The organism is Neoakkermansia glycaniphila, from assembly GCF_001683795.1.
GTDB lineage: Bacteria > Verrucomicrobiota > Verrucomicrobiia > Verrucomicrobiales > Akkermansiaceae > Akkermansia > Akkermansia glycaniphila.
The window spans coordinates 87,760-111,338 of record NZ_LIGX01000041.1; the positions used below are offsets into that span (position 1 = coordinate 87,760).

22 protein-coding genes are annotated in these 23,579 nt (G+C 60.0%); 18 read left to right on the plus strand and 4 right to left on the minus strand.

Translation table 11 applies throughout. From position 1 onward, the window contains the following. Positions 1–22: 22 nt before the first annotated feature. Genes AC781_RS12300 through AC781_RS12320 form a run of 5 tightly spaced genes read left to right on the plus strand, consistent with a single transcriptional unit; the run spans position 23 to position 5,048 of the window. Positions 23–1,288: a valine--pyruvate transaminase gene (locus AC781_RS12300; protein WP_067777761.1), complete on the plus strand. Its 1,266-nt coding sequence runs from the start codon at positions 23–25 to the stop codon at positions 1,286–1,288. 22 nt (positions 1,289–1,310) lie between these two features. Continuing rightward, positions 1,311–2,189, plus strand: coding sequence for a YicC/YloC family endoribonuclease (locus AC781_RS12305; RefSeq protein WP_067777762.1), 879 nt, complete (start codon positions 1,311–1,313; stop codon positions 2,187–2,189). Between the two features lies 1 nt (position 2,190). Then, entirely contained in the window at positions 2,191–2,778 is a 588-nt protein-coding gene (gene gmk, locus AC781_RS12310; RefSeq protein ID WP_067777763.1) for a guanylate kinase, read from the plus strand. A 25-nt stretch (positions 2,779–2,803) separates the two neighbouring features. Beyond that, positions 2,804–3,994 (plus strand): acyltransferase family protein, encoded by a 1,191-nt coding sequence (locus tag AC781_RS12315; protein WP_067777764.1) that lies wholly within the window; start codon positions 2,804–2,806, stop codon positions 3,992–3,994. 49 nt (positions 3,995–4,043) lie between these two features. Next, on the plus strand, positions 4,044–5,048 hold the full coding sequence (locus tag AC781_RS12320) for a hypothetical protein (RefSeq protein WP_141675911.1): 1,005 nt from the start codon (positions 4,044–4,046) through the stop codon (positions 5,046–5,048). A 90-nt stretch (positions 5,049–5,138) separates the two neighbouring features. On the opposite strand, the gene AC781_RS12325 is transcribed toward AC781_RS12320, so the two are convergent. Further along, positions 5,139–6,413: an adenylosuccinate synthase gene (locus AC781_RS12325; RefSeq protein ID WP_067777766.1), complete on the minus strand. Its 1,275-nt coding sequence runs from the start codon at positions 6,411–6,413 to the stop codon at positions 5,139–5,141. Positions 6,414–6,446: 33 nt separating this feature from the next. Next, a complete protein-coding gene (carA, locus tag AC781_RS12330; RefSeq protein WP_067777767.1) occupies positions 6,447–7,604 on the minus strand; it encodes a glutamine-hydrolyzing carbamoyl-phosphate synthase small subunit in 1,158 nt (385 codons plus the stop codon). A 227-nt stretch (positions 7,605–7,831) separates the two neighbouring features. On the opposite strand from carA, the gene AC781_RS12335 reads away from it, so the two are divergent. From AC781_RS12335 to AC781_RS12350, 4 genes are all read left to right on the plus strand, one after another. Further along, on the plus strand, positions 7,832–8,176 hold the full coding sequence (locus AC781_RS12335; RefSeq protein WP_067777768.1) for an ElaB/YgaM/YqjD family protein: 345 nt from the start codon (positions 7,832–7,834) through the stop codon (positions 8,174–8,176). Between the two features lie 90 nt (positions 8,177–8,266). Continuing rightward, entirely contained in the window at positions 8,267–8,695 is a 429-nt protein-coding gene (locus tag AC781_RS12340; RefSeq protein ID WP_067777769.1) for a phage holin family protein, read from the plus strand. Positions 8,696–8,700: 5 nt separating this feature from the next. Beyond that, the gene (locus AC781_RS13835; RefSeq protein WP_141675912.1) at positions 8,701–8,988 is read left to right on the plus strand and encodes a hypothetical protein; all 288 of its coding nucleotides are present in this window, start codon (positions 8,701–8,703) and stop codon (positions 8,986–8,988) included. 132 nt (positions 8,989–9,120) lie between these two features. Further along, positions 9,121–9,990 (plus strand): hypothetical protein, encoded by an 870-nt coding sequence (locus AC781_RS12350; RefSeq protein WP_141675913.1) that lies wholly within the window; start codon positions 9,121–9,123, stop codon positions 9,988–9,990. Positions 9,991–10,011: 21 nt separating this feature from the next. Here the strand turns inward: AC781_RS12350 and zupT are convergent, their stop codons facing one another. Further along, a complete protein-coding gene (gene zupT / locus AC781_RS12355) occupies positions 10,012–10,833 on the minus strand; it encodes a zinc transporter ZupT (RefSeq protein WP_067777772.1) in 822 nt (273 codons plus the stop codon). Continuing rightward, the gene (locus tag AC781_RS12360) at positions 10,830–11,297 is read right to left on the minus strand and encodes a L,D-transpeptidase (RefSeq protein ID WP_067777951.1); all 468 of its coding nucleotides are present in this window, start codon (positions 11,295–11,297) and stop codon (positions 10,830–10,832) included. The genes zupT and AC781_RS12360 overlap by 4 nt, the downstream gene beginning before the upstream one ends. 269 nt (positions 11,298–11,566) lie before the next feature. Between AC781_RS12360 and carB the strand changes: the two genes are divergently transcribed. From carB to AC781_RS12405, 9 genes are all read left to right on the plus strand, one after another. Further along, positions 11,567–14,761, plus strand: coding sequence for a carbamoyl-phosphate synthase large subunit (gene carB / locus AC781_RS12365; protein WP_067777773.1), 3,195 nt, complete (start codon positions 11,567–11,569; stop codon positions 14,759–14,761). A gap of 50 nt (positions 14,762–14,811) precedes the next feature. Further along, positions 14,812–15,555, plus strand: a complete 744-nt coding sequence (locus AC781_RS12370; protein ID WP_067777774.1) for a L,D-transpeptidase family protein — start codon at positions 14,812–14,814, stop codon at positions 15,553–15,555. Positions 15,556–15,636: 81 nt separating this feature from the next. Continuing rightward, the gene (gene lysS, locus AC781_RS12375) at positions 15,637–17,118 is read left to right on the plus strand and encodes a lysine--tRNA ligase (protein WP_067777775.1); all 1,482 of its coding nucleotides are present in this window, start codon (positions 15,637–15,639) and stop codon (positions 17,116–17,118) included. 39 nt (positions 17,119–17,157) lie between these two features. Continuing rightward, on the plus strand, positions 17,158–17,892 hold the full coding sequence (locus AC781_RS12380) for a PP2C family protein-serine/threonine phosphatase (protein ID WP_067777776.1): 735 nt from the start codon (positions 17,158–17,160) through the stop codon (positions 17,890–17,892). A gap of 6 nt (positions 17,893–17,898) precedes the next feature. Next, positions 17,899–20,382, plus strand: a complete 2,484-nt coding sequence (locus tag AC781_RS12385; protein WP_067777777.1) for a U32 family peptidase — start codon at positions 17,899–17,901, stop codon at positions 20,380–20,382. Between the two features lie 88 nt (positions 20,383–20,470). Continuing rightward, positions 20,471–21,565, plus strand: coding sequence for a chorismate synthase (aroC, locus tag AC781_RS12390; protein WP_067777778.1), 1,095 nt, complete (start codon positions 20,471–20,473; stop codon positions 21,563–21,565). 44 nt (positions 21,566–21,609) lie between these two features. After that, positions 21,610–22,398 carry a hypothetical protein gene (locus tag AC781_RS12395; RefSeq protein WP_067777779.1) on the plus strand — a complete coding sequence of 263 codons (789 nt, stop codon included), beginning with the start codon at positions 21,610–21,612 and terminating at the stop codon, positions 22,396–22,398. Continuing rightward, on the plus strand, positions 22,395–22,856 hold the full coding sequence (locus AC781_RS12400; RefSeq protein ID WP_067777780.1) for a GtrA family protein: 462 nt from the start codon (positions 22,395–22,397) through the stop codon (positions 22,854–22,856). The genes AC781_RS12395 and AC781_RS12400 overlap by 4 nt, the downstream gene beginning before the upstream one ends. Then, on the plus strand, positions 22,856–23,533 hold the full coding sequence (locus tag AC781_RS12405) for a chloramphenicol acetyltransferase (protein WP_067777781.1): 678 nt from the start codon (positions 22,856–22,858) through the stop codon (positions 23,531–23,533). The genes AC781_RS12400 and AC781_RS12405 overlap by 1 nt, the downstream gene beginning before the upstream one ends. Positions 23,534–23,579: the final 46 nt, after the last annotated feature.

Consider the following 23,579-nt stretch of genomic DNA (forward strand, 5'->3'; position numbering starts at 1 on the left):
CGCTACACTCGCGCGGATTTTTATGGATTTTTCCCGCATCGGCCAGCAGCTCAACGTGCGTACGGGTATCAATGACCTCATGGAAGACATGTATGAGGCCATTTATTCCGGTCGTCCCAATTTGTGCCAGTTGAACGGCGGCGCTCCGGCGATGCTCCCTGAGCTGGTGCGGATGTGGCGGGCCAGTATGGAGAGGATCATGGAGCAGGGGGAATTCGAATCGCTGGTGTGTTCGTACCAGCACCCGCGCGGCCATGAGAAGTTTATCCAGTCGCTGGTGAAGTATTTGAACGATCGGTACGGCTGGGGTATTACGCCCGAGAATGTGGCGGTGACGCAGGGCGGGCAGATGGCGTTTTTCCTGTTGTTCAATCTGTTGGCCGGGGAGGGCTCTCCGAAGTCCGAGATTTTGTTTCCTCTGTGTCCCGATTATGTGGGGTATCAAGCCCAGTCTCTGGTGGGGCCGTCGCTGTTCCGCGGCGTGAAGCCCCGTATCCAGCGGCTCGGCAATCATGTGTTCAAGTACGGGATCGATTTCGAGAATTTGGATATCCGGCCCGAGACGGCGGCGATTTCTCTGTCGCGGCCCGCGAATCCGACGGGCAATGTGGTGACGGACGAGGAGCTCGATATGCTGCGTGCGATGGCGAAGGCTGCCGGTATTCCCGTGATGGTGGACAATGCGTACGGCCAGCCGTTCCCGGATATTACGTCCGTGCCCTGCAATACGGTGTGGGACGAGAATATGGTGCTGAGTCTGAGCCTGTCGAAGATCGGTCTGCCGGGTACCCGTACGGGTATTATCATTGCCCGCAAGGAGATTATCGATACGGTGATGAATGCGGTGACGGTTTCCGCGCTGTGCCCGAACAATCTGGGGCAGGCGCTGGTGGAACCCTATCTGGCGGACGGTTCGCTGGATGCGGTCTGCCGCGATGTGGTGAAGCCCTATTACCGGAAGCGCGCCGCCTTTGCGGAGAGCCTTCTGCGCCAGTATTTCGACGACGAGCTGCCCTGGCACGTCCATAAGAGCGAGGGGGCCATGTTCCTCTGGCTGTGGATGGACGGTCTGCCGATTCCCGTGCAGGAGCTGTACGAGCGGTGCCGCGAGCGCGGTTGCTATGTGAATCCCGGCCATCATTTCTTTTTTGCCCTTCCTCCCGAGGACAGGGGCTGGCGGCACCAGCACGAATGCGTGCGCCTGAGCTTCACCCAGCCGGACGATGTGCTGCACCGCGGCATCCGGATTCTGGCGGAGGAAGTCGCCCGCGCCTATAAGGAGGCGTGATAACGATCAACAGTATCGGACAATGAATAGCATGACAGGTTTCGGCGCGGCGAGCGCCCAGTGCGGCCACAGGACGCTTCGTGTGGAGGTGAGCGGCGTGAACCGCAAGCAGGCGGAGGTGGCGGTGAGCCTGCCGCGCGTGTGGGCCGAGCTGGAGACGCAGGTGCGTGCAGCGGTGCTGGAGGCAGTGTCGCGCGGCCGCGTGAATGTGTCGATCTCGTTCCAGTCGGTGCCCGGTTCCTGCGGGGAGCTGCGCCTCGATGAGGAGAAGCTGATGCTGCTGGATGCCAAGCTGCGGCGCGTGCAGGAGCTGTGCGGCGGTGAGAAGGCGGCGTTGACGCTGGAAGGTTTGTCCCGTTTCGGCGTGCTGGAGGCGGAGTCGGAAGATGCCGTTTCCGCCGAGGAGGCGTGGGTGGCGATCAGCCCTGCGCTCGATGAGGCTTTGGCCGCCTTTGTGGCGATGCGCCGATGCGAGGGCGAGTCTCTCAAGGCGGATTTGCTCGGCAAGATCGGTACGCTGCGCGCTTTGCGGCTGGCGATGCTCGAGCAGGCTTCCGGCGTGGCTGGCCGCCACCGGGAGACCCTGATGAAGAGGCTGGAGGAAGCGGGGCTGCCGCTTGCTCTCGACGATGAGCGCATCGTGAAGGAGATCGCGCTGTTTGCCGACCGTTGCGATGTGTCGGAAGAATCGGTGCGCCTGTCTTCGCACTTCGACCAGTTCGAAGCTTTGTGCGATTCGGAGGAGCCGGTGGGGCGTCCTCTCGACTTCCTGTGCCAGGAAATTTTCCGTGAATTGAATACGACCGGTTCGAAGGCCAATGATGCAGGGCTTGCCCAGCTGATTGTGACGGCGAAGACGGAGCTCGAAAAGGTTCGCGAACAAGTACAAAATATCGAATAATATGTCCGCTCTTGGAACTATTCTCGTGGTTTCCGGCCCTTCTGGTTCCGGCAAGACCACTCTTTGCCGCCGCAGTACCGATGAGGGGCTGTCGCGTTACTCGATCTCCTGCACGACGCGCGCTCCGCGCCCCGGTGAGCAGGATGGGGTCGATTACCATTTCCTGACGATGGAGGCTTTCCATGCCAAGGTCGCTGCCGGGGAGTTTCTGGAATACGCGACGGTGCACGGCAATTGCTACGGCACCCTGAAGAGCGATATTCTGGATATCGTCCGCCGCGGTGAGACGGTGGTGATGGATATCGACGTGCAGGGCGCAGAACAGGTGCGTGGCTGCGACGATCCTCTGATTCGCCGCTGCTATGCGGATGTGTATATCCATATTCCCTCCGACGAGCTGGAGCAGCGCCTTCGCGGCCGTGCCACGGATGCGGAGGATGTGATTCAACTGCGGTTGCGCAATGCGGCGGAGGAAGACCGCCAGATGGGCAACTACGGCTTTGTGCTTGTTTCCGGAGACCGCGAGGCGGATTATTCCCGGTTCAAGTCGTTGCTCTCGGCTCTCGCGATGCGAACTTGCCTGAGGTGATTTTCTACCCAGCTTCCGTGCGGTTATGTCCAATCGGTTTCAATTGATCAGCAAGGGTGATTCTTTAATCATCAAGGGAGTGGCCGTGCTGCTGATGCTCTGGCACCACCTGTTCGGCGATCCTACCCGCTGGCCCGAGAATGCGAAGATTGTCTGGACTTTCCCCTGGGAGTGGTTCAAAGGTTCCGATCCTGTGGCCGCCGGGCATTCGCGCACAGGGCTGATGACGTTCGTGAATCATCCCGAGACGATTTACTTCGATGTGTTTACAGCGTTCCAGTGCAGCATGACGGTGTCCCTGTTCATGCTGGTGACGGGGTTCGGGCTCGGCGGAACGAAGGAGTGGAGGCCGCATTGGCTTGCATGGGATGTGTTCAAACGGGCACGGGTGTTTTACCGCATTTATCTGCCGAGCATGGTGCTGGCGCTGCTGTGTATTTTCCTGTTCCCTCCGGCCTATCATGCCGTGGGCGGCGAGGTGAAGGACTGGAGCCTTTCTTTCTGTTGGCATAATGTGCTGTATCCGCTGAATCCCGGCGGGTTTAACGGGGAATGGTGGTATGCCCGTACGTTCATTCTTTCCCTACTTTACGTTTATCCTATCTGCGCGCTGCTGAATGCGCTGGGCAGATGGGGGCAGTGGGGCATCGCTTCGCTGACGGTGTGGATTCTCTATCTCGTGTTTTCCAAGGCTCCCGTGCCGGGGTTCATGGAGGAGGTGGCAGCCGACGGGACGATGGCCTATTGGGGCATTTTCGGGCTGGGCTTTCTGCTGCGCATTCTGCAGGATGAGGGGAAGCTTGAGTTCATGCGGAAGGTGGTGAGCGTGGATCACCGGTTTGCATGGCTCAAGGTGATGGTGATTGTGGTGGCTTCCTGCCTGCTGTGGTGGAGGATTGCGAATCCGTTCATTCAGGCGACGATTCCTCTGGCCGTCGGTTCGGTGATGCTGACGAAGCTGGTGCGGCTGGAAGGCGTGATGATGCTGCTCGGCAAGTATTCCGGCCTGATGTGGCTGAATCATTCGTTCCTGTGTTATTTCTTCCTGAAGGATCAGATTTACGGCCTGCGCTATGCGCCGCTGTGCATGCTGGCGCTTGTGGTTCTTTCTCTCGGGCTGGCGTGGGTGACGGCGAAGCTGACGGACTGGGTGTGCCTGGGGTGCATGTACGTGTGGAGGAAGGTTTTCCCCCCCAAGGCAAAAGCGCAGGGGTAGAAGAAGTATCTGTTTGACATTCTATGTGTCTTATGATATAGGCATTGTCATGCCTATGATTTTTCGACTTTTCGGCCTGTTGTTGTGCGGTTCTTCGCTTGCTTTCGCGACTCCTTTCGATACGGAAGGCGAGCAGGCGGAGTATTCGATGACCGGAGGTTCGGTGGATAACCGGATCAAGTTCACCTACAAGTTCCTTTCCGTCGGCAAGAACAACGATGGTTTCATGTGCGGCAATCTTCTGGTGGAGAAGGATTACACGAAGAACGGAAAGAAGGAGAAGGATGTGTACTACTGGTGCATGAAGGAGTCGGGCAAGCTGCTCGTGTTGAGTACGGAGGTGGATAAGCCCGGTTCGGAGGTGCGCGAGAGGACGATGGCCTACGAGTACAAGGGCGATCGCCTGTCGTTTGCGAAGTTCGATCTGCTTTCTCCGACGATGCTGCTGCCGGGAGAGTCCAAGGTGCGCCCGGCTGCGGAATTGGCTCCGGTGAAGGAGAAGAATTATTACGTGAAGCATACGGAGACGAACAGGCAGGCGGATGAGGCCCGCGCGAAGCTGCCGTGGTTTACGCCCGGCAAGAGTATTCAATACGACGGTATCGGCGTGCAGGCTCTGGACGGCAAGGGCGAGCTTGAGCTTGCGGTGCGTTTCGTGGCCGTGGGGCAGGATAAGGAGGGCCGCATGTGCGGTGAAGGCGTGCAGTACGCCCGGTACAAGGCGGACGGGAAGTCGATGTTCGACGAGCCGTTCCAGTGGCGGCTGGACGAGAAGGTGGAGGAAGGTGAGGGCAAGGATGTGGCGGTGACGCGCCTTGTGTTTACGATCGCTTCGCAGAAGAGTTTCAAGAAGGGGTATGTGGACGGGAATGTGAATTACTCCAAGATGCTGGTGGAGCCGCAGGAGAATTATGTGGAACTGGTGGACGGCGAGGAGAATTTCATCCACAATATCCAGCAGTACAAGGCTTCCGATATTACGGAGGCTCCGGAGTTTGCCGAGAAGAAGAAGGAGATGGAGGAGGCCAACTGTTTGCTGAACGCCGGGGAGTGAGCCGGCATGCATTTTGTATTTGATGATGATGAAAAACCCCGTCTGCTGTGCGCAGGCGGGGTTTTTCGCAAGGGGCTGTGCAGCCGGAGGTCAGGCTCCCACGAAGATGGTCTGTTCGCGGTCGGGGCCCACGCCGACGGTGGTGACGGGGCAGCCGATGAGTTCGCCGAAGCGTTTGACGTAGGCTTTGCAGTTGGCCGGGAGTTCGTCCCAGGTGCGGCAGGAGGAGATGTCCTGGTTCCAGCCGGGAAGTTCCACATAGACGGGTTTGCATGCTTCCCATTCTTCGATGAGTGCGGGCGGGTATTCGAGGATTTCTCCGTCGAGTTCGTACCCGGTGCAGATTTTGATGGAGTCGCATTCGTCGAGGCCGTCGAGGTTGGTCATGGCCATTTCGCTGAAGCCGTTGAACATGGCGGAGTAGCCGAGGAGGACGGCATCGGCCCAGCCGCAGCGGCGGGCGCGGCCGGTGGTGGCGCCGAATTCGCGGCCGAGGCCGTGGAGGTAGTCGGCGATTTCGGCGTCTTCGGTGACGAAGGGGCCGGCACCCACGCGGGTGGTGTAGGCTTTGCAGACACCGATGATGCGGTCGATTTTGTTCGGGGCTACGCCCGTGCCAGTGCAGCAGCCTGCCGAGGAGGTGTTCGAGGAGGTGACGAAGGGGTAGGTGCCGAAGTCGATGTCGAGCATGGCTCCCTGTGCGCCTTCGAAGAGGACGGTTTTACCTTCCTTGATGGCCTGGTTGATGACGGGGATGGTGTTCGCGATGTGCGGACGGAGGATGTCGGCGGCCTTGGTGACGGCGGAGATGGTGACTTCCGGGTCGGCGGGTTGGCCGCCGAGGCGTTCGAGTTCTTCATTGGCCGTTTTCATGCGGCGTTTGAGGACGGTGAGGAGGCGTTCCGGATCGCGGAGGTCGGCCATGCGGAGGCCGATGCGGCGTGCCTTGTCGGCGTAGGTGGGGCCGATGCCGCGGCGGGTGGTGCCGATGGCCTGGTCGCCGAGGGCGTCTTCCTGCGCTCCGTCGATGTCGCGGTGGACGGGGAGGACGACGTGGGCGCGGTCGGAGATCATGAGGTTTTCAGGGGTGATGGATACGCCCTGCGCACGAAGGCCTTCGATTTCTTCGACGAGGCCGGTGGGGTCGAGTACGACGCCGTTGCCGATGATGCAGAGCTTGCCCGGCCACAGGATGCCCGAGGGGACGAGATGGAGGATGTATTTCTTGCCGTTGGCGATGACGGTGTGCCCGGCATTGTTGCCGCCCTGGCCGCGTGCGACCACATCGGCGGTTTCGGTAAGGAAGTCGATGACTTTGCCTTTGCCTTCGTCGCCCCATTGGGAGCCGATTACGAGTGTGTTCATGTGTTGCGTGTGATTAAATTTGTTGAGTGGCGGTCAGGCATCGTATTTGCCCGCGCGGAAGTTGTCGATGAGTTCGATGAATTCGCCGAAGAAGTAGTCGGCGTCTTTCGGGCCGGGTGCGGCTTCGGGGTGGTATTGCACGCTGAAGACGGGGTAGGTCTTGTGGCGGATGCCTTCGACGGTGCCGTCGTTGAGGTTGCGGTGGGTGACTTCCACATCGTCGGGCAGGGAGGCATCGTCAACGGCGAAGCCGTGGTTCTGGGAGGTGATGGCTACCTTGCCGGAGCGGAGGTCCTTGACGGGCTGGTTGCCGCCTCGGTGGCCGAACTTGAGTTTGAATGTTTTGGCTCCGAAGGCGTGCGCGAGGATCTGGTGGCCGAGGCAGATGCCGAAGATGGGCAGTTTGCCGAGCATGGCGCGGATCTGTTCGTGGATGGCGGTGAGGGCGGCGGGGTCGCCGGGGCCGTTGGAGAGGAAGAGTCCGTCCGGCTTGGCGGCAAGGATTTCCTCGGCGGTGGCGTTGGCGTTGACGACGGTGACGTCGAATCCGGCCTGGCGGAGGCAACGGAGGATGTTGCGCTTGATGCCGAAGTCGTAGGCGATGATGCGGTACTGGACGGGGGGCAGTTCGGCGTAGTTGGTTTCGTCACCGGCGGAGGGGTTCGGAAGTTTCCACGCGCGGGATTCTCCTTCCCAGTGGTAGGTTTCCGGCGTGCTGACTTCGCGGACGAAGTCGCTGCCTTCCATCGGTGCGGAGTTGCGGGCCGCTTCGACGGCTGCTGCGGCGTCAAGCTCGGTGGTGAGGCAGGCGCGCATAGCTCCGCGGGAGCGGAGGATTTTGGTGAGTTTGCGGGTGTCGATGCCTTCGATGCCGGGGATGCCGTGGCGCTTCATCCATGGGGAGAGCGCTTCATTGGCCCGCCAGCTGGAATGCAGCCGTGCGAGTTCGCCGATGACGAAGCCGCGGACGTGTGGCTGGGAGGATTCGTTGTCTTCCTCGCAGATGCCGTAGTTGCCGATCAGGGGGTAGGTCATGGCGACGATCTGTCCTCGATAGGACGGGTCGGTCAGGACTTCCTGATAGCCGGACATGGAGGTGTTGAAACACGCCTCGCCCGTGCAGGTGCCGGGGGCGCCGAAGGATTGACCTTCAAAGATAGTGCCGTCTTCCAGTGCAAGAATTGCTTTCATTCCAAAGTGATGAGCCGCGGGAGTATAGCGGAAGCGGAGGGCTTTGGCAAGTCAATCTTTTTGAAGTCGTGCGGTTTTGGTGCGGCGTGTGTCAGTATCGGCAGTCCCTGCTTGATTTCGTCGCGTCTTCCGTGCATACTTCCGATATGGGGAACCTGCCTGTGAACGAAATGGCATAAGGCGGTGTCAAACCCTGACAAGCTTAACCAATCAACCGTTCATTCATTATGGAAACAGAAAACAATACGGACAAGAAGGGCTTCGGCGAAGCCGTGCATTCCATTGCTTCCGCAGTGGCTCCCGAGCATGCCGACGAAGCTGCCGGTCGTTTCATTCAGGCTCGCCGCTATGCAGCCGAGAAGGTGAATCAGCTCCGCCGCGCCGCCGCCTCGAAGGTGGATTACGTCCGCCAGCATGCCGTGGCCGGATGGAACGGCACTTGCGACAAGGCCAAGGATCTGCACCACGCCGGTGAAGAATACGTGCGCGCCAATCCGACGAAGGCGACGCTGATTACGCTCGGCGTAGGCTTTATCCTCGGCGCGATCATCGGCCGCTCCTGCCGCCGATAACCGGAGCTCCGGCGATTTTCCGCCTTTCCTTTCCGATGAGGGGAAAGGCTGATTTTCTTCCCGGCCTTACGACGCAGACCCATCAGGCGCATGTTTTCGTTTTTCCGACGTTCCTCCGAGGAATCCGCTCCTCCCAAGCCCGGCTGGAAAGCCCGTGCGGGATTCATTGCCCGTGCGGCGGTGGTTCATGTGGGCGCGCTTTCGTCGCTGTTCGTTCTGGAGCTGGGAGAGTATGCCCGGCAGGCGAGGAAGTGTGCCGTGCTGGCAGTGGTAGCGGCGTTTTTGCTGGTGGTCGGCTATGTGTCGTTCTGCGTGTGCGCCGTGCTGTGGCTCGGCCCGGAGATCGGCTATGTGCCTTGCCTGGCCTTGTTGGGCGGCGCCCATCTGGTGGCCGGGCTGGTTGTGCTGGGGTGCGCGGTGCGGCAGAAGCCGGGCCCGCTGCTCCGCGATACGTGTGAAGAACTCAAGACCGATTACGAATGTCTCAGGATGATGATCGAAGAAAACAGGAAGTCCTGATGCGTGTGGCTTCCTCCCGTCTGGATATTCTGGACGGTATGGAGGAGATGATTGATTACACGCGCCAGCGGTTTTCCTGGGTGCATTCATTGCCGGAGTGGTCCCGCAAGACGGAATCCGCCGCGATCGGTGCGGCTGCCTTGGGCGGTCTCTGGTCGTTTTTCCGGAGGCGTTCGCCGAAGAGGAGCGAGGCTCCGAAGCGCAGGGGCATGGGCATCGTTTCCAAGGTGCTCGTCGGCCTGCTGGTTCCCGTGCTCAGGGATGTGGTGGTCAAGAAGCTGGGTTCCAAGTGACGTGGATCTTTTCCGGCATGGGGCCGGAGTTTGAGAGGTTCCGGCAGGGCCGGGGTGCCGCCTGTTTGGCGGCGTGAGGTTTTGGGTTGACTTCGTAGGCCGGTGCCTGCATGATGCATGTACCCTATGACGATGTTGAATTTGATTGTTGCCCGGCGGCAGTTGCTGCTGTCCGGTGCGTGTGCGGCGGTTGCGTTCGTATATTCTTCTTGCCGGACGCAGGATGTGAAGCCCTCTTCCGGTGCAATGCCCGTAGAGGCGCCTGCTTCCCCTGTGCCGTTGATTCGCGGATGTAAGGCGGATTCTGCACTTGGGCGGCTGCTGGCTTCCATTCCGAAGGAGCCGGGCGAGGGAGAGGCGGTGGAGCTGAGCGATGGGCAGATGGCGGCAAGGGATGCGGAGTTGCGATCGGTTCTCATGGCGTTGCCGCCGTATGAGCTGCATGAAGGTTCGGTGGAGGAGTTTCGGCGGGATGTGGATGCCGGTGTGGTGCGGTTCCGGAGGGATGGCGCTCCGTGGCTTGATTGGCCCGGAGATGGTTCGCGTCCCGAATTTCGTGCGCTGCTGGAGAATGGAGGGAAGAGGCTCCGGGTTTTGTTTTTTTATCAGGGGCTTGAGAATGTTTTCGGTACCGGCGAGCAAGTGTATGAGTGGAAGAGCGGAGCGTGGAAGCCGGTATCGTACGTTGACAGGACTTATACTGTGCCTGATGGGAAAATCCCCGGAGATAAGGCGGATAAGGTGCAGGGGCGGCTGTCGGTTGTGGGGCCGCATCCTTACAGTTGCCTGTTGCAAGGCGAGTCAGGCGACCGTTATCTGGATTGGAATAGTGTTTTTTTGTCCGGCGTGTTGGAGAAAATGCGGAGGCCGGATGGAAGTTATGCCCCTGCGTGGGTGCATGTGCAGGTGAAGCCTGTCGGGCTTTCGAGTTCGGCAGGGTGGCGTATTGTGAAGGCGTACGGGTGTTCCACGGAGAAGGATCGTCCCCGCTGGTTCCGGTAAGGTTTCGGCTGGATGGGGTTATCAGGCCAGAATGACGGCCATGAGGAGCATGCCTGCGATGATGCCGTAGATGGAGAGATGGTGGTGCCCCCAGCGCTCGGCCATGGGGAGGAGTTCGTCGAAGGAGATGTATACCATGATGCCTGCGACGGCGGCGAAGAGGACGGCCATCATGGTGGCCGAGAGGAAGGGGAGGAGGAAGAGGATGGCGAGACCTGCGCCGATGGGTTCGGTGAGGCCGGAGAGGAAGGCGTACCAGAAGGCTTTTTTGCGGCTGCCCGTGCCGTAGTAGAGAGGGAGGGCTACGGCGATGCCTTCGGGGATGTTGTGAATGGCGACGGCGAGGGCGACGGAGATGCCGAGCGAGGGGGAACCCATGGCGGTGGTGAGGGTGGCGATGCCTTCGGGGAAGTTGTGGATGGCGATGGCGAGCGCGAAGAGGGTACCGGAGCGTTTGACGTTGGCCGTGGAGAATTCGCCTGAGATTTTGGAGGATTTGAGTTCTTCCGCGCTGACGTATTCGTGCGGGTTTTCGTCGGCGGGTACGAGTTTGTCGATCAGGGCGGCGACGCCCATGCCACCGAAGAAGGTGGCGATGGTGTACCATGAGCCGGGGGACGTGCCGTGCGCTTCGACGAAGGTTGTTTTGGAGAGCTGGAGAAGTTCGACGAAGGAGATGTAGACCATGACCCCGGCGGAGAAGCCGAGGGAGAAGGTGAGCATTTTGGTGTCGGTGCGCTTGACGAAGAAGGCGATGGCTGCGCCGATGCCGGTGGCGAGGCCTGCGAGCAGGGAGAGGGTGAAGGCGAAACCGAGGTCGGAGGCTGTCCAGTCGTAATTCATGGGAGGATGTGTACGGGCATGCCTTCGCAGGCGAGGTCGAAGAGGCGTACCATGTCCGCCGGGTGCAGGCGAATGCAGCCGTGGGAGCGCGGCTGGCCGAGGTGTTGCGTGTCGTTGGTGCCGTGGATGTAGATGTAGCGGCTCCAGGTGTTGGCGTTGTCAGTGTCGAGCCCGCGGAGCCGGAGGATGCGGCTGAGGATGCAGTCGTCCTGTTCGGTCATGCCGAGGGGGACGTCGTGCGGCCATCGGCCTACGGGTTTCCTCGCTTGAAAGATGGTGGAGGGGTGTTCTCCGTCGCCTATTTTTTCGCCGATGTCGAAGTTGCCGAGAGGGGTGCGCCCGGAGCCTTCTTCGCAGCCCGTGCCGTTGAGTCCCGTGGAGACGGGGGCTTGCAGGAGGGTGTCGCCATGGTCGTCCAGGAGCCGCAATTCCTGTTTGCCGATGGAGATTTCAATGGAAGGCATGGCGGTATTGTAGTCCAACTTTTTTTCGGATGCAAGGTTGTTTGATGGCGTGCCGGGAAGGTTTCTGCGGGTATGGTCGTCGTTCCCGGCGGATTTATGGTTGGGTGGTGGCTGCGGGTGAGTCGGGAGGTTCCGTTTTTTTTCTGTTGGGGCATTGCTTTCTTGACTTTCGGGTGTTGAGTCGGTAGCCTTTGTGCGGACGCGCGGCCGGGCTTTGTGGCGCCGTGTTGCGGGGCCTGCGACTTCATCATTTACGCATTTATACATATATGGCAAAGAGAGACGATATCAAGAAGGTGCTTATCATCGGTTCCGGTCCGATTGTGATCGGGCAGGCCTGTGAGTTCGACTATTCGGGGACGCAGGCCTGCAAGGCTTTGCGCGCCCAGGGTTATGAAGTCGTGCTGGTGAATTCGAACCCGGCGACGATTATGACCGACCCCTCCATGGCGGACAGGACGTATATCGAGCCCCTGACCGTGGATCGCGTGACGGCGGTGATCGACCGCGAACGCCCCGATGCACTGCTGCCGAATCTCGGCGGACAGACGGCCCTGAATCTTGCTTCGTCTCTGCATGAACAGGGTATTCTCGAACAGTTTGGAGTGAGGGTGATCGGCGTGGATCTGGATGCGATCGCCCGCGGTGAAGATCGTATCATTTTCAAGGAAACGATGAATCAGATCGGCGTGCCTGTAGCGAAGTCCGAGCCGATTTATACGGTGGAGGAAGCCGAGAAGGTGGCGGACGAGATGGGTTATCCCGTGGTGCTTCGCCCCGCCTATACGATGGGCGGCACAGGCGGCGGCATCGTGTTCAATGTGGAGGAGCTTCGCGAGGTGGTCGCCCGCGGCATTGCCGCTTCGCTGATCAACCAGGTGTTGGTGGAAGAGTGCGCCCTCGGCTGGGAAGAGCTTGAGCTGGAAGTGGTGCGCGATTCGAAGGGGCAGAAGATTACGGTTTGCTATATCGAGAATGTGGATCCGATGGGCGTGCATACGGGCGACAGTTTCTGCGTGGCTCCGATGCTGACGGTGCCGAAGGAGCTGCAGGAGCGTTTGCAGGATTATTCCTACCGCATTCTGGAAGCCATCGGCGTGACGGGCGGTACGAATGTGCAGTTTGCCCATAACCGCGAGGACGATCGTGTGATCGTGATTGAGATCAATCCCCGTACGTCACGTTCTTCGGCTCTCGCTTCGAAGGCGACGGGCTTCCCGATCGCTTCCGTTTCGACACTGCTCGCATCGGGCGTGACGATGGATGAGCTGCCTTACTGGCGCAAGGGTACTCTCGAGAAGTACGAGCCGTGGGGCGATTATGTGGTGGTGAAGTTCGCCCGCTGGGCGTTCGAGAAGTTCCCGAAGGCGAAGGATAAGCTGGGTACGCAGATGAAGGCGGTGGGCGAAGTGATGTCCATCGGCAAGGATTTCAAGGAAGCGTTCCAGAAGGCGGTGCGTTCTCTGGAAGTGGGCCGCTGCGGCCTCGGCCGCGATAAGAAGCTGGAAGCGAAGTCCACAGCAGAGCTGAAGGAAGCGATCGCGACGGCGAACAGTCTGCGCTTTTTCCAGATTTACGAGCTGTTGCGCCGCGGCGTGACGGTGGCGGATGTGGTGCGCCTGACGGCGGTGACTCCGTATTTCATCGAGGAGATGAAGGAGCTGGCCGATTTCGATAATACGCTGGACGGCGTGAAGTGGGCCGATCTTTCGGATGAGAAGCTGGTGCAGGCGAAGAAGCTCGGTTTCTCCGACAAGTATCTGGCGAAGGTTTTCGAGGTGACGGAGAAGGATATCCGCACGCGCCGCATTGCGATGAATCTGGTGGCTTCCTATCAGGTGGTGCCGGTGAGCGGCGTGGAGAATGCCGAGTATTACTATTCGACCTATAACGGCGCTCCCGATGCCGTGAAGGTGAGCGATAAGAAGAAGATCATGATTCTCGGCGGCGGTCCGAACCGTATCGGCCAGGGGATCGAGTTCGACTATACGTGCGTGCATGCGGCGTTCGCGTTGCGCGATGCAGGTTACGAGTCGATCATGATCAACTGCAATCCCGAGACGGTTTCGACGGACTACGATACGGCGAACAAGCTGTATTTCGAGCCGGTGACGGTGGAAGACGTGCTGACGATTTACGAGAAGGAGAAGCCGGAAGGTGTGATCGTGCAGTTCGGCGGCCAGACTCCTCTGAATATCGCGCAGGAGCTGAAGGATGCCGGCGTGAAGATTCTCGGTACGCAGCCGGAAGGTATCCGCCTGGCGGAAGACCGCGAGTATTTCCGTGAGCGCATGATCTCGCTCGATATTCCGCAGCCCGAGAGCGGCACGGCCCGTTCTCTGGAAGAAGCCGTGGAGCTGGGCCGCAAGATCGGTTATCCGGTGATGGTGCGTCCGTCGTTCGTGCTGGGCGGCCGCGGTATGGAAGTGATTTACGATGAGGAAAACCTCATGCGCTATGGCCGCGAGGCGATTCAGGTGAGCCCGGATTTCCCGATGCTGATCGATCGTTTCCTCGACCACGCGATCGAAGCCGAAGTGGATGCGCTGTCCGACGGCAAGGATACGTTCGTGGCGACGGTGATGGAGCATATCGAGCTGGCAGGTATTCACTCTGGTGACTCGGCCTGTGCGATTCCCCCGGTTTCCCTGCCCGAGAAGCATGTGAAGACGATGGAAGCCTATGCTTCCGCCATTGCGAAGGATTTCAAGGTGGACGGTATTCTGAATGTGCAGTTCGCCGTGTGCGAAGACAAGGTGTACATCATCGAGGCGAATCCGCGCGCTTCCCGTACGGTGCCGATCGTGGCTAAGGTGACGGGTATTCCGCTCGCCCGCTATGCGACGATGCTGATGCTCGGAGCTTCGCTGGAAAGCCTCGGTATCGAGCGCCCGGTGACGAGGTTCGTCGGCGTGAAGGAAGCCGTGTTCCCGTTCAATATGTTCCCGGAAGTGGATCCGGTGCTCGGACCGGAGATGCGCGCTACGGGCGAAGTGATGGGCGTGAGCGACAATTTCGGCATGGCCTATTTCAAGGCGCAGGAAGCCGCCGGCTCGAAGCTGCCCCTCGGCGGTACGGTGCTGTTGACGGTTTCCCCCCGCGACAAGGAGGAGCTGGAGCCGATCGCCCGCGATTTCGTGGAGCTGGGCTTCAAGCTGGTGGCGACGGAAGGTACGGCCAAGCTGCTGAACGGTCTCGGCATTCCCGCCGTGGAGGTGAAGAAGCTGCATGAAGGCCGCCCGAACCTTGGCGATATGATTTGCAATCAGGAGATCGATCTGGTGATCAATACGCCGATCGGTCGTGAGGGCAAGATCGACGATTCCTATATCCGCATGACGTCCATCCGCCACAAGGTGCCGTATATGACGACGATGGCCGCCGCGAAGGCGACGATCGCGGGTATCCGGGCCGCGCAGGCCGGGAAGGTGACTCCGAAGTGCCTGCAGGAATACCACGGTTAAGGTTTCAAGGGGGAGCGGGCAAGTCCTGCTCCCCTTTTTCATTTGATGCCATGAAGAAGTTTCTGCTGTTTTTGCTGTTGCCTTTGTGCCTGTTTGTGGCGCAGTCTCCGGCCGCTCCGTTGCCCGATGGGTGCGAGCAGGCGATCGTGGGGGCGGCGGACGGCTGGAATTCTTCCCATGTGGTTCTATCCCTGCTGGAGAAGAGGGGTGGGCAGTGGCAGATGGTGAAGGGGCCGTTTTCCGGGAGGCTCGGCGAGGCCGGGCTTGTCTGGGGGCTGGGCCGTCATCCGTTGCCGAAGGGTGCGACGGTGAAGAGGGAGGGAGACGACCGTTCTCCTGCCGGGGTGTTCGATGTGGGCGGTATCTGGGCTACGCAGTCCGATCTCAAGTTCAACCGCCGGATTCCCTTCGTGAAGGTGGGGCCGAGCGATCTCTGGGTGTCGGATGTGAAGTCTCCGCTTTACAACAGGCATGTGCGGCTGGATCATCCGGCTCGGACTTCGTGGGAGCTGAACGAGCAGATGAAGCTGAACGATCATGCCCACAGCATCAAGCTGTTGATTTGCCACAATACGGAGAATGTGCAGGGTTGCCCGATTCCGGGGCGGGGTTCTTCGATTTTTTTCCATATCTGGCGGGGCGCGGGCAAGTACCCGACTGCGGGGTGTACGACGATGTCCGAAGAGAATCTGCGGGCCGTGCTGGCATGGCTGGACCCGAAGAAGAAGCCGGTGTATATTCTGATGCCGCGCGACGAGTATATGCGCTACCGTTCGGCCTGGGGGCTGCCGTGAAGCGGGCTGCCTGTTATTCCTTGCGGCTTCCCGTATTTTAGGCTCGCGCTGGCGTTGCATTTGGCATATAATGCCGCCGTTATGGCTGACACCCCTTCGACAACTCCGACTTCGTCCGAAGCCGATTTGATTGCCGTGCGCCGCGAGAAGATGGCGAAGATCCGTGCGATGGGTATGAATCCCTTCGGCGGCCGTTTTGAATGCAATACGAATCCCGCCGATTTGAAGGCGAATTTCGAAGAGGGTAAACAGGTGTCGCTGATCGGCCGGATCATGTCCATCCGCGATATGGGCAAGTCCCAGTTCTTTTCTCTGGCCGATGTGCGCGGCACGATTCAGGGGTTCCTTTCCCGCAAGGATGTGTCCGAAGAGACATGGGCTTTGTGGAAGCTGCTGGATCGCGGCGACTGGATCGGCATTTCCGGCGAGGCTTTTACGACGAAGCGCGGCGAGCCGTCCGTGCATGTGCGCGAATTGAAGGTTCTTTCCAAGAGTCTGCGTCCGCTGCCCGACAAGTGGCACGGTCTTTCCGATCAGGAGATGTGTTACCGCCGCCGCCATCTCGACCTGATGTCGAATGAGGAGAGCGCGGACCGTCTGGTGAAGCGTTCGCTGATCGTGGCCGAGGTGCGCCGCTTTCTGCAGGATCGCGGGTTCCTCGAAGTGGAGACTCCGATGCTGCAGTCCGTCGCGGGCGGGGCTTCGGCCAGTCCGTTCGAGACGTACCACAATGCGCTGAAGATGCCGCTGACGCTGCGCATCGCTCCCGAGCTTTATTTGAAGCGTTTGCTGGTGGGCGGCTTTACGAAGGTGTTCGAGCTGAACCGCAATTTCCGCAATGAAGGTATTTCCCGCCGCCACAATCCCGAGTTTACGGTGCTGGAGGTGTATGAAGCGGGCGGCGATTTCGAATCCATGGCCGATATGGTGGAGGATTTGATTTGTACGCTGGCCGAGAAGTTCTGCGGCGGCCTGTGCATCGAGCATAAGGATGAGGAAGGCAATGTGGATCATGTGGTGGATTTGACCCGCCCGTGGAAGCGCAGTTCCTATGAGGAGCTCGTGAAGGGTGCAGCAGGCGACGACTGGTTCGCGCTGACTCCCGAGCAGCGCCGTGCCCGCGCCGAGAACGAGCTTCAGGTGGAGTTGAGCGACGATATGTCCGATACGGATGTGACGCAGCATGTGTACGAGAAGCTGGTGGAATCCAAGATGATGAATCCGTGTTTCGTGACGCATGTGGCGAAGGATCTCGTGCCGCTGGCGAAGCTGAATCCGGATAATCCGGAGGTGGTGGACGTGTTCGAGCTGGTGATGAACGGGCAGGAGATTTGCCCCGGCTATTCCGAGTTGAACGATCCGGACGAGCAGCGCGAGCGCCTTGAACACCAGGCGGGCGAAGAGCCTCAGAAGGTGGACTACGATTTCATTGAGACTCTGGAGTCCGGCATGCCTAGCGCAGGCGGCATCGGCATCGGTATCGACCGGTTGGTGATGATGCTGACGGGTGCGATGTCCATCCGCGACGTGATTCTGTTCCCGCAGTTGAAGAATAAGGCCTGATAGGCTGTTTCTCTTTCATTTTGCTACCCTCCTGCTCCCATGGATTATTCATTCGCACAATGGATCGGCACACGAGAACGCCAGGAGGATTCCGGCGATGTGATGCAGTCCGGCGACGGTCTCGTCATGATCGTTTGTGACGGCATGGGTGGCCATGATGCAGGAGATGTGGCTTCCCAGACGGCGGTGAACGCCTATCTGGATATGCTGGGGCATGCCTCCGCCAATTCGATTCCGGAGCTGATGGAGATGGCTCTCCGCCATGCGAACGAAGCGGTGCGCGAGCGTTTTGCCAATCTGAAGGCGCATGGCGGTACGACGCTGCTTTCGACCTATTTTTCCGGCGGTGTTCTCTGGTGGATCAGCGTGGGGGATTCCCCTCTGTATCTGTGGAGGCAGAGCCGCCTGATCCGCCTGAATGCAGACCATTCGATGCGTTCCGAGATGGAGCAGCTTTTCAGCCGCGGGCAGGTGTCGTACCAGCAATTGGTGCGCCAGAGCCATTACCTCCGTTCTGCGCTGACGGGGCAGGAGATCGACGAGATCGACGTGACGAGGGTTCCGTACCCGCTTCTGCCGGGTGATAAGCTTCTCGTCTCTTCCGATGGGATCGAGGCATGGCTGGAGAATGTGCGCCTGCGTGCGCCGCAGAAGCTGGGGCAGCTTTTCTCGCTTCCCACATCGCGCATTGCGCAGTGCATTATCGACGAGGTGATGGATTTCGCCGAGCCGAATCAGGATAATACGACGGTGATCGTGGCCGAACCTTTCTGATGTGGCATGGTGTCTGATTCTTCCGTTTCCGCCTGCCGTCCCGAGTTGCTGGCTCCGGCCGGGAACTGGGAGTGCGTGAGGGCTGCCGTGGCGAACGGCGCGGATGCCGTTTATTTCGGCCTCGACAAGTTCAATGCCCGGATGAGGGCGGATAATTTTACGCGCGAGGATTTGCGCGAGCTGATTCCTTTCCTGCACGGGCATGGGGTGCGCGCCTATGTGACGATGAATGTGCTGATTTTCACGTCCGAGCTGTATGAAGCGGCGGAGTATGTGAAGACTCTGAACGATGAGGGGGTGGACGGGGTGATCGTGCAGGACGCGGGGCTGGCGTGGATGATTTCGCAGGCGGTGCAGTCGGATGAAGCGTTTTCGCTGGAGTTGCACGCTTCGACGCAGATGACGATTTCCTGTCCGGCGGCGATGCGTTTTTTCGAGCGTTTTCTGCAGTTGTCGCAGGCGGTGCTGGCGCGTGAGTTGAGCGTGCGTGAGATCGAGGCATGCGCGAAGGGTTCTTCGGTGCCTTTGGAGGTGTTCGTTCATGGTGCGTTGTGCGTGTCGTATTCCGGCCAGTGTTTGACGTCCGAGAGTCTCGGGCAGCGGAGTGCGAACAGGGGCGAGTGCGCGCAGGCCTGCCGCATGCCCTACATGCTGGAGGTGGATGGGCGGATGATGCCGCTGGGCGAACGTCGTTATTTGCTGAGTCCGCAGGATTTGTGTGCGCAGGAGAAGGTTGCCGATCTGGTGCGTGCCGGGGTGAGGAGTTTCAAGATCGAGGGGCGGTTGAAGAGTCCCGAATACGTGGCGGCGGTGACGCGCGGCTACCGCCATGCGCTCGATGCGGCGATGGAGGGACGCGAGGTTGATGCCCGCCGGCGTGCGGAGGATCTGTACGCGATGCAGATGGTTTTTTCACGCGGTTTTTCGACGGGGTGGCTGGATGGGCCGAATCATCCTTTGCTGACGCACGGGAAGTTCGGCAAGAAGCGCGGGGCGTATGCCGGGCGTATTGCGGATGCGGGGAAGGGCTGGCTGGATGTGAATTTTTCGGGGAGTGTGCCTGTGAGGCCGGGGGACGGTTTCGTGATCGACCGTGGCGAGAACCGTAATGAGGAGCAGGGCGGACGTATCTGGAAGGTGGAGGGCAAGCGGCTGTTTTTCCACGGGAAGGCTTCCCGGGTGGATTGGCAGTCGGTGCGGGCGGGGAATTTGCTGTGGAAGACGGATGATCCGGCGTTGAATCAGGCGTTGCGCCGTACATGGGCGGGTTTGGAGGATGCGGGTAAGGCGGTGCATTTGCATGTGTCGGGCCGGGAAGGGGAGCCGCTGGCGGTTAGCTGCCGGGCGGCGGGGGTGCGTGTGGAGTCTCCGCAACCGCTGGAGCGTGCGGAGAAGCATGCGTTGACGGCGGATGTGTTGAAGGCGCAGTTCGGGAGGCTTGGCGGGACGGGGTATGCCCTCGGTTCGCTGGCGTGCGAGGTGCCGGAGGGGCTGATGATGCCCCTGAGTGTGCTGAACCGTATGCGGCGGGAGCTGGTGGAGAAGCTTGACGCGCAGCCGGCCGTGTGCGGGGTGCGCCGGGCGAAGCCTTTGGATGTGCCCGTGTTCGAGCGCGGCAAGGCATCGGAGGGAGCGGCGGAGCTGTCCGTGCTGTGCCGGTCGGTGGAGCAGGCTGAGGCTGCGCTGGAAGAGGGAGTGAGGGTGCTATATCTCGATTTTACGGATATTCGGGCATACCGCGAGGCAGTGGCGCATTTGCGCGGGCTGGCTGCGGATGCCAGTATTTATCTGGCGACGCTGCGGATTATGAAGCCGCGCGAGGAAGGGTATATGAAGTTTTACGAGGATGCCGCGCCGGATGGTTTTCTGGTGCGGCATGTCGGGATGGCCGAGTATCTCCGGGGCTCCGGGTACAGGTTGGCCGGGGATTTTTCGCTGAATGTGGCGAATCCCGTTTCGGCTCATGTGTGGCGCGAGTTCGGCGGGATGGAGTATGCGACGATTTCCTACGATTTGAATGTGGAGCAGGTACTGGATCTGCTGCATGCGGCTCCGGGCGATTGGTTCGAGCTGACGCTGCACCAGCACATGCCGATGTTTCACATGGAGCATTGCGTGTTTTGCTCGTTCCTGTCGAAGGGGAAGAATTTCACGGATTGCGGCCGCCCCTGCGAGAAGCACCGGGTGCGGGTGGAGGATCGCTGCGGGGTGAAGCATGTGCTGCTGGCGGACGAGGGATGCCGCAATACGCTGTTCAACGGGCAGGCGCAGTCCGGCGCGAGGTTCGTGCCGGAGCTGCTGGCGGCGGGGCTGCGGCGGTTCCGCGTGGAGCTGCTGGCGGAGTCCCGCGATGAGGCGAGGCTGCTGGTGCGTTCGTACCGCGAGCTGCTGGACGGGAGGTTGAAGCCGGAGGTTTTGTTCGAGCGTTTGCACGCGGCGGACAGGCTGGGGGTGACGGAGGGTTCTCTTTCCGCTGCCGGGCGCAGGTGAGGCGGTGCGCCTTTGCGGCACCGGTTGGCATTTTTCTTGCCTTGCCGGGGTGTTTGCCGTATGCTTTGGGCGACAAAACAGAGTCTTTATGTCGAGTTCTTTTGGCCAGATTTTTCGTATCAGTACATGGGGTGAGTCGCACGGCGCGGGTGTCGGCGTGGTGATTGACGGTTGCCCGTCTCGCATTCCGGTTTCCGCAGAGGATATTCAGCGCGAGCTGGACCGTCGCCGCCCGGGGCAGAGCGAGATTGTGACGCCGCGCGATGAAGCGGATGCCGTGGAGATTCTTTCCGGCGTGCTGGACGGCTTGACACTGGGTACTCCGATTGCCTTGAGCGTGCGGAATAAGGATCAGCGGTCGACAGCCTACGACGAGATGCAGCATACTTACCGCCCGTCGCATGCGGATTTCTGTTACGATGCGAAGTACGGTATTCGCGCCTGGGCCGGAGGCGGCCGGGCGAGTGCGCGCGAGACGATCGGCCGCGTGGCCGCCGGTGCGGTGGCCAAGGCGGTGGTGCGCGCCCTGTATCCCGAGGTGGATGTGGTGGCGTGGGTGTCGAAGGTTCATGAGGTGGAGGCGCATGCGGATGTGTATGCCGTGTGCCGTGAGGCTGTGGAGGGAAATATGGTGCGGACGGCGGATCCCGATGCGGTGGGGCCGATGGTGGCGGCGATCAAGGAGGCGCGGGCGCAGGGCGATTCGCTCGGCGGCGCGGTTTCCTGCGTGGTGAGGAATTGCCCGGTGGGGCTGGGCGATCCGGTGTTCGACAAGCTGGAGGCGACGCTCGCACATGCGATGATGAGTATTCCCGCCTGCCGCGGGTTTGAGGTGGGTTCCGGTTTCGCCGCTGCAGGGATGCGCGGGACGGAGCATAACGATGCGTTTTTCATGGATGGCGGCAAGGTGCGGACGCGGACGAATTTTTCCGGCGGGATTCAGGGCGGCATTTCCAACGGAGAGCCGATCGTGATGCGGATGGCGTTCAAGCCGACGGCTACGCTGATGGTGGAGCAGGAGACGGTGAATGACCAGGGCGAGGATGTGACGCTGCGCGGCAAGGGCAGGCACGATGCCTGCGTGCTTCCGCGTGCGGTGCCGATCGTGGAGGCGATGGCGTGGGTGACGCTGTGCGACCATCTTCTCAGGCAGCGTGTTGCGGACGTGATGCCGCGCGGTTAACCGGAGTTTTGTTTTTTTCTGTGTTTACGGCAGTGTCTGTTTATGTGATCATCGGGGTTGTCCTTGCAGCGTTTCTTTCCCTGACGCTGCTGAAGGGGATGATCAAGATGGTGCTGTTCGCGGCGGCGGTGGTGGGCGGCGTGCTGGTGTGGGTGCTGCTCGACAAGAACGGTTTTTCCTATTTGTCGTTCGTGACTCCCGATCCCCAGCCGTGGATGGTGACGGCTCTGAAGTGGGTGGGTTCGCTGGGGGTGTTTGCGGTGTTCTGGCACGGGTTGTTCTGGTTCTGCAATGTGTTTTCCTGGGGGAAGAATATGGGAAGCGGCGGCACGAAGGGGATTCTGACGACGCTGCTGATGGTAGTGGTGCTGGTCTGGGTGGGGGTGATGGGGCTTTCCTACCGCCAGTCGATCGATACGGTGTCTTATTATTACGAGCGGGGTCGGGCCGATATGGGGCACAAGGATGCGGATGTGGCTGTTCCCGCTACGGTGAAGATTTTCGCCGAGATGGAGGATAATGCTTCGACGGCGTGGCTGTGCAAGACGGATCTGATGCGCGATCCGGAGCGGCTGTGCCTGGCGAGTATTGTGGCCTATGCCTGTGCGCTGGACGATGCGACGTGCGAGCGGTTTTATTCGCAGACTTTGGCTCCGCGTATTCCCCGTTCCGGTTCATTGCGCCATATGATTCGCGATATGAAGCCGACGGTGGCCCGTGGGAGTTTCAGTACGCTGTATGCAAATCCCCAGTTGACGACGTTTTTGACGGATAGTGAGCGCCGCAAGGCGGTGGAGCAATTGATTCCCTTTTTCACGCCTGTGAAGCCATGAAGACGGTGGAAGGTTTGTATGTAAGAGTGAGATCCCTGCTGGTTCGCTACGAGAGCGTGGTGAAGTTCATGATCGTGGGCGGAGGGGCGACGCTTGTCCACATGGTAGCGGCCAATGTGGCGAGGTTTCTGTACGATGCCGCTCCGCTGACGGCAAATATCATCGGGTATTGCACGGGTTTTTTCCTGTCGTTTTTCGGCCACAAGTTCTGGAGTTTCGCCAAGACGGCGCAGGAGGAGCAGGGGGTTCATACTTTCCTCAAGTTCGGCGTGGTGACGGCCGTGGGGTTTGGCGTGAACAATGGCGTTTTTTATGTGTTCTGCAAGATGATTCCTCCTTTGTTCGGTTATGCCGTGGCTGAGGAAGGCGGCTTGTGGTTCAATGTGTCGGTGGCGTCGGGCTGCCTGGTGGCTGCTGCGAGTTCTTATTGTTTCAACCGTTTCTGGGCGTTCAAGTGATGGATGAGCCGGGGGAAATTCGCGGATGTTTCGAGGTGGCGGATACTGCTTCGTGGGAACGCCGGGAGCATTTCGAGTATTTTTACCGTACGATCAAGTGCAAGTATACGCTGAATGCGGAGGTGGATGTGACGGCTCTGCTGGCGCGGTGCCGGGCGCGGGAGAGGAGGTTTTTCCCGTCGTTTCTGTATGTGGTGATGCGGGCGGTGAACGGGAACCGGGAGTTTCGCATGGATTTCGATGCGGAGGGGAAGCCGGGGTTCTGGGATTGCGTGCATCCTTCCTATACGGTGTTTCATGAGGACGATAAGACGTTTTCCGATGTGTGGAGCGTGTATGATGAGGATTTCGAGGTGTTTTACGCTTCGGTGGTGCGGGATATGGAGGTGTACGGCGAGGTGAAGGGGGTGAAGGCGAAGCCGGGCAGGCCGGGCAATTTCTGCCCTGTGTCGGCGTTGCCGTGGCTGCATTTTACGGGGTTCAGCCAGGATACGTACAGCGAGTCGGCCATGCTGTTTCCTTTGATTCGCTTTGGAGCCTACGAGGAGAAGGAGGGGAGGGTGAAGCTTCCGGTAGCGGTGTTTGTGAACCATGCGGCGGCGGACGGGTACCATGTGTGCAAGCTGTTCCGGGAGATGGAGGAGTTCGCGGCCGCAGCGGAGGAATGGATGCTTTGAGCATCCGTGTGCGGTGCATGGATTTGGGCTTGCGTTGCGGGTGTTT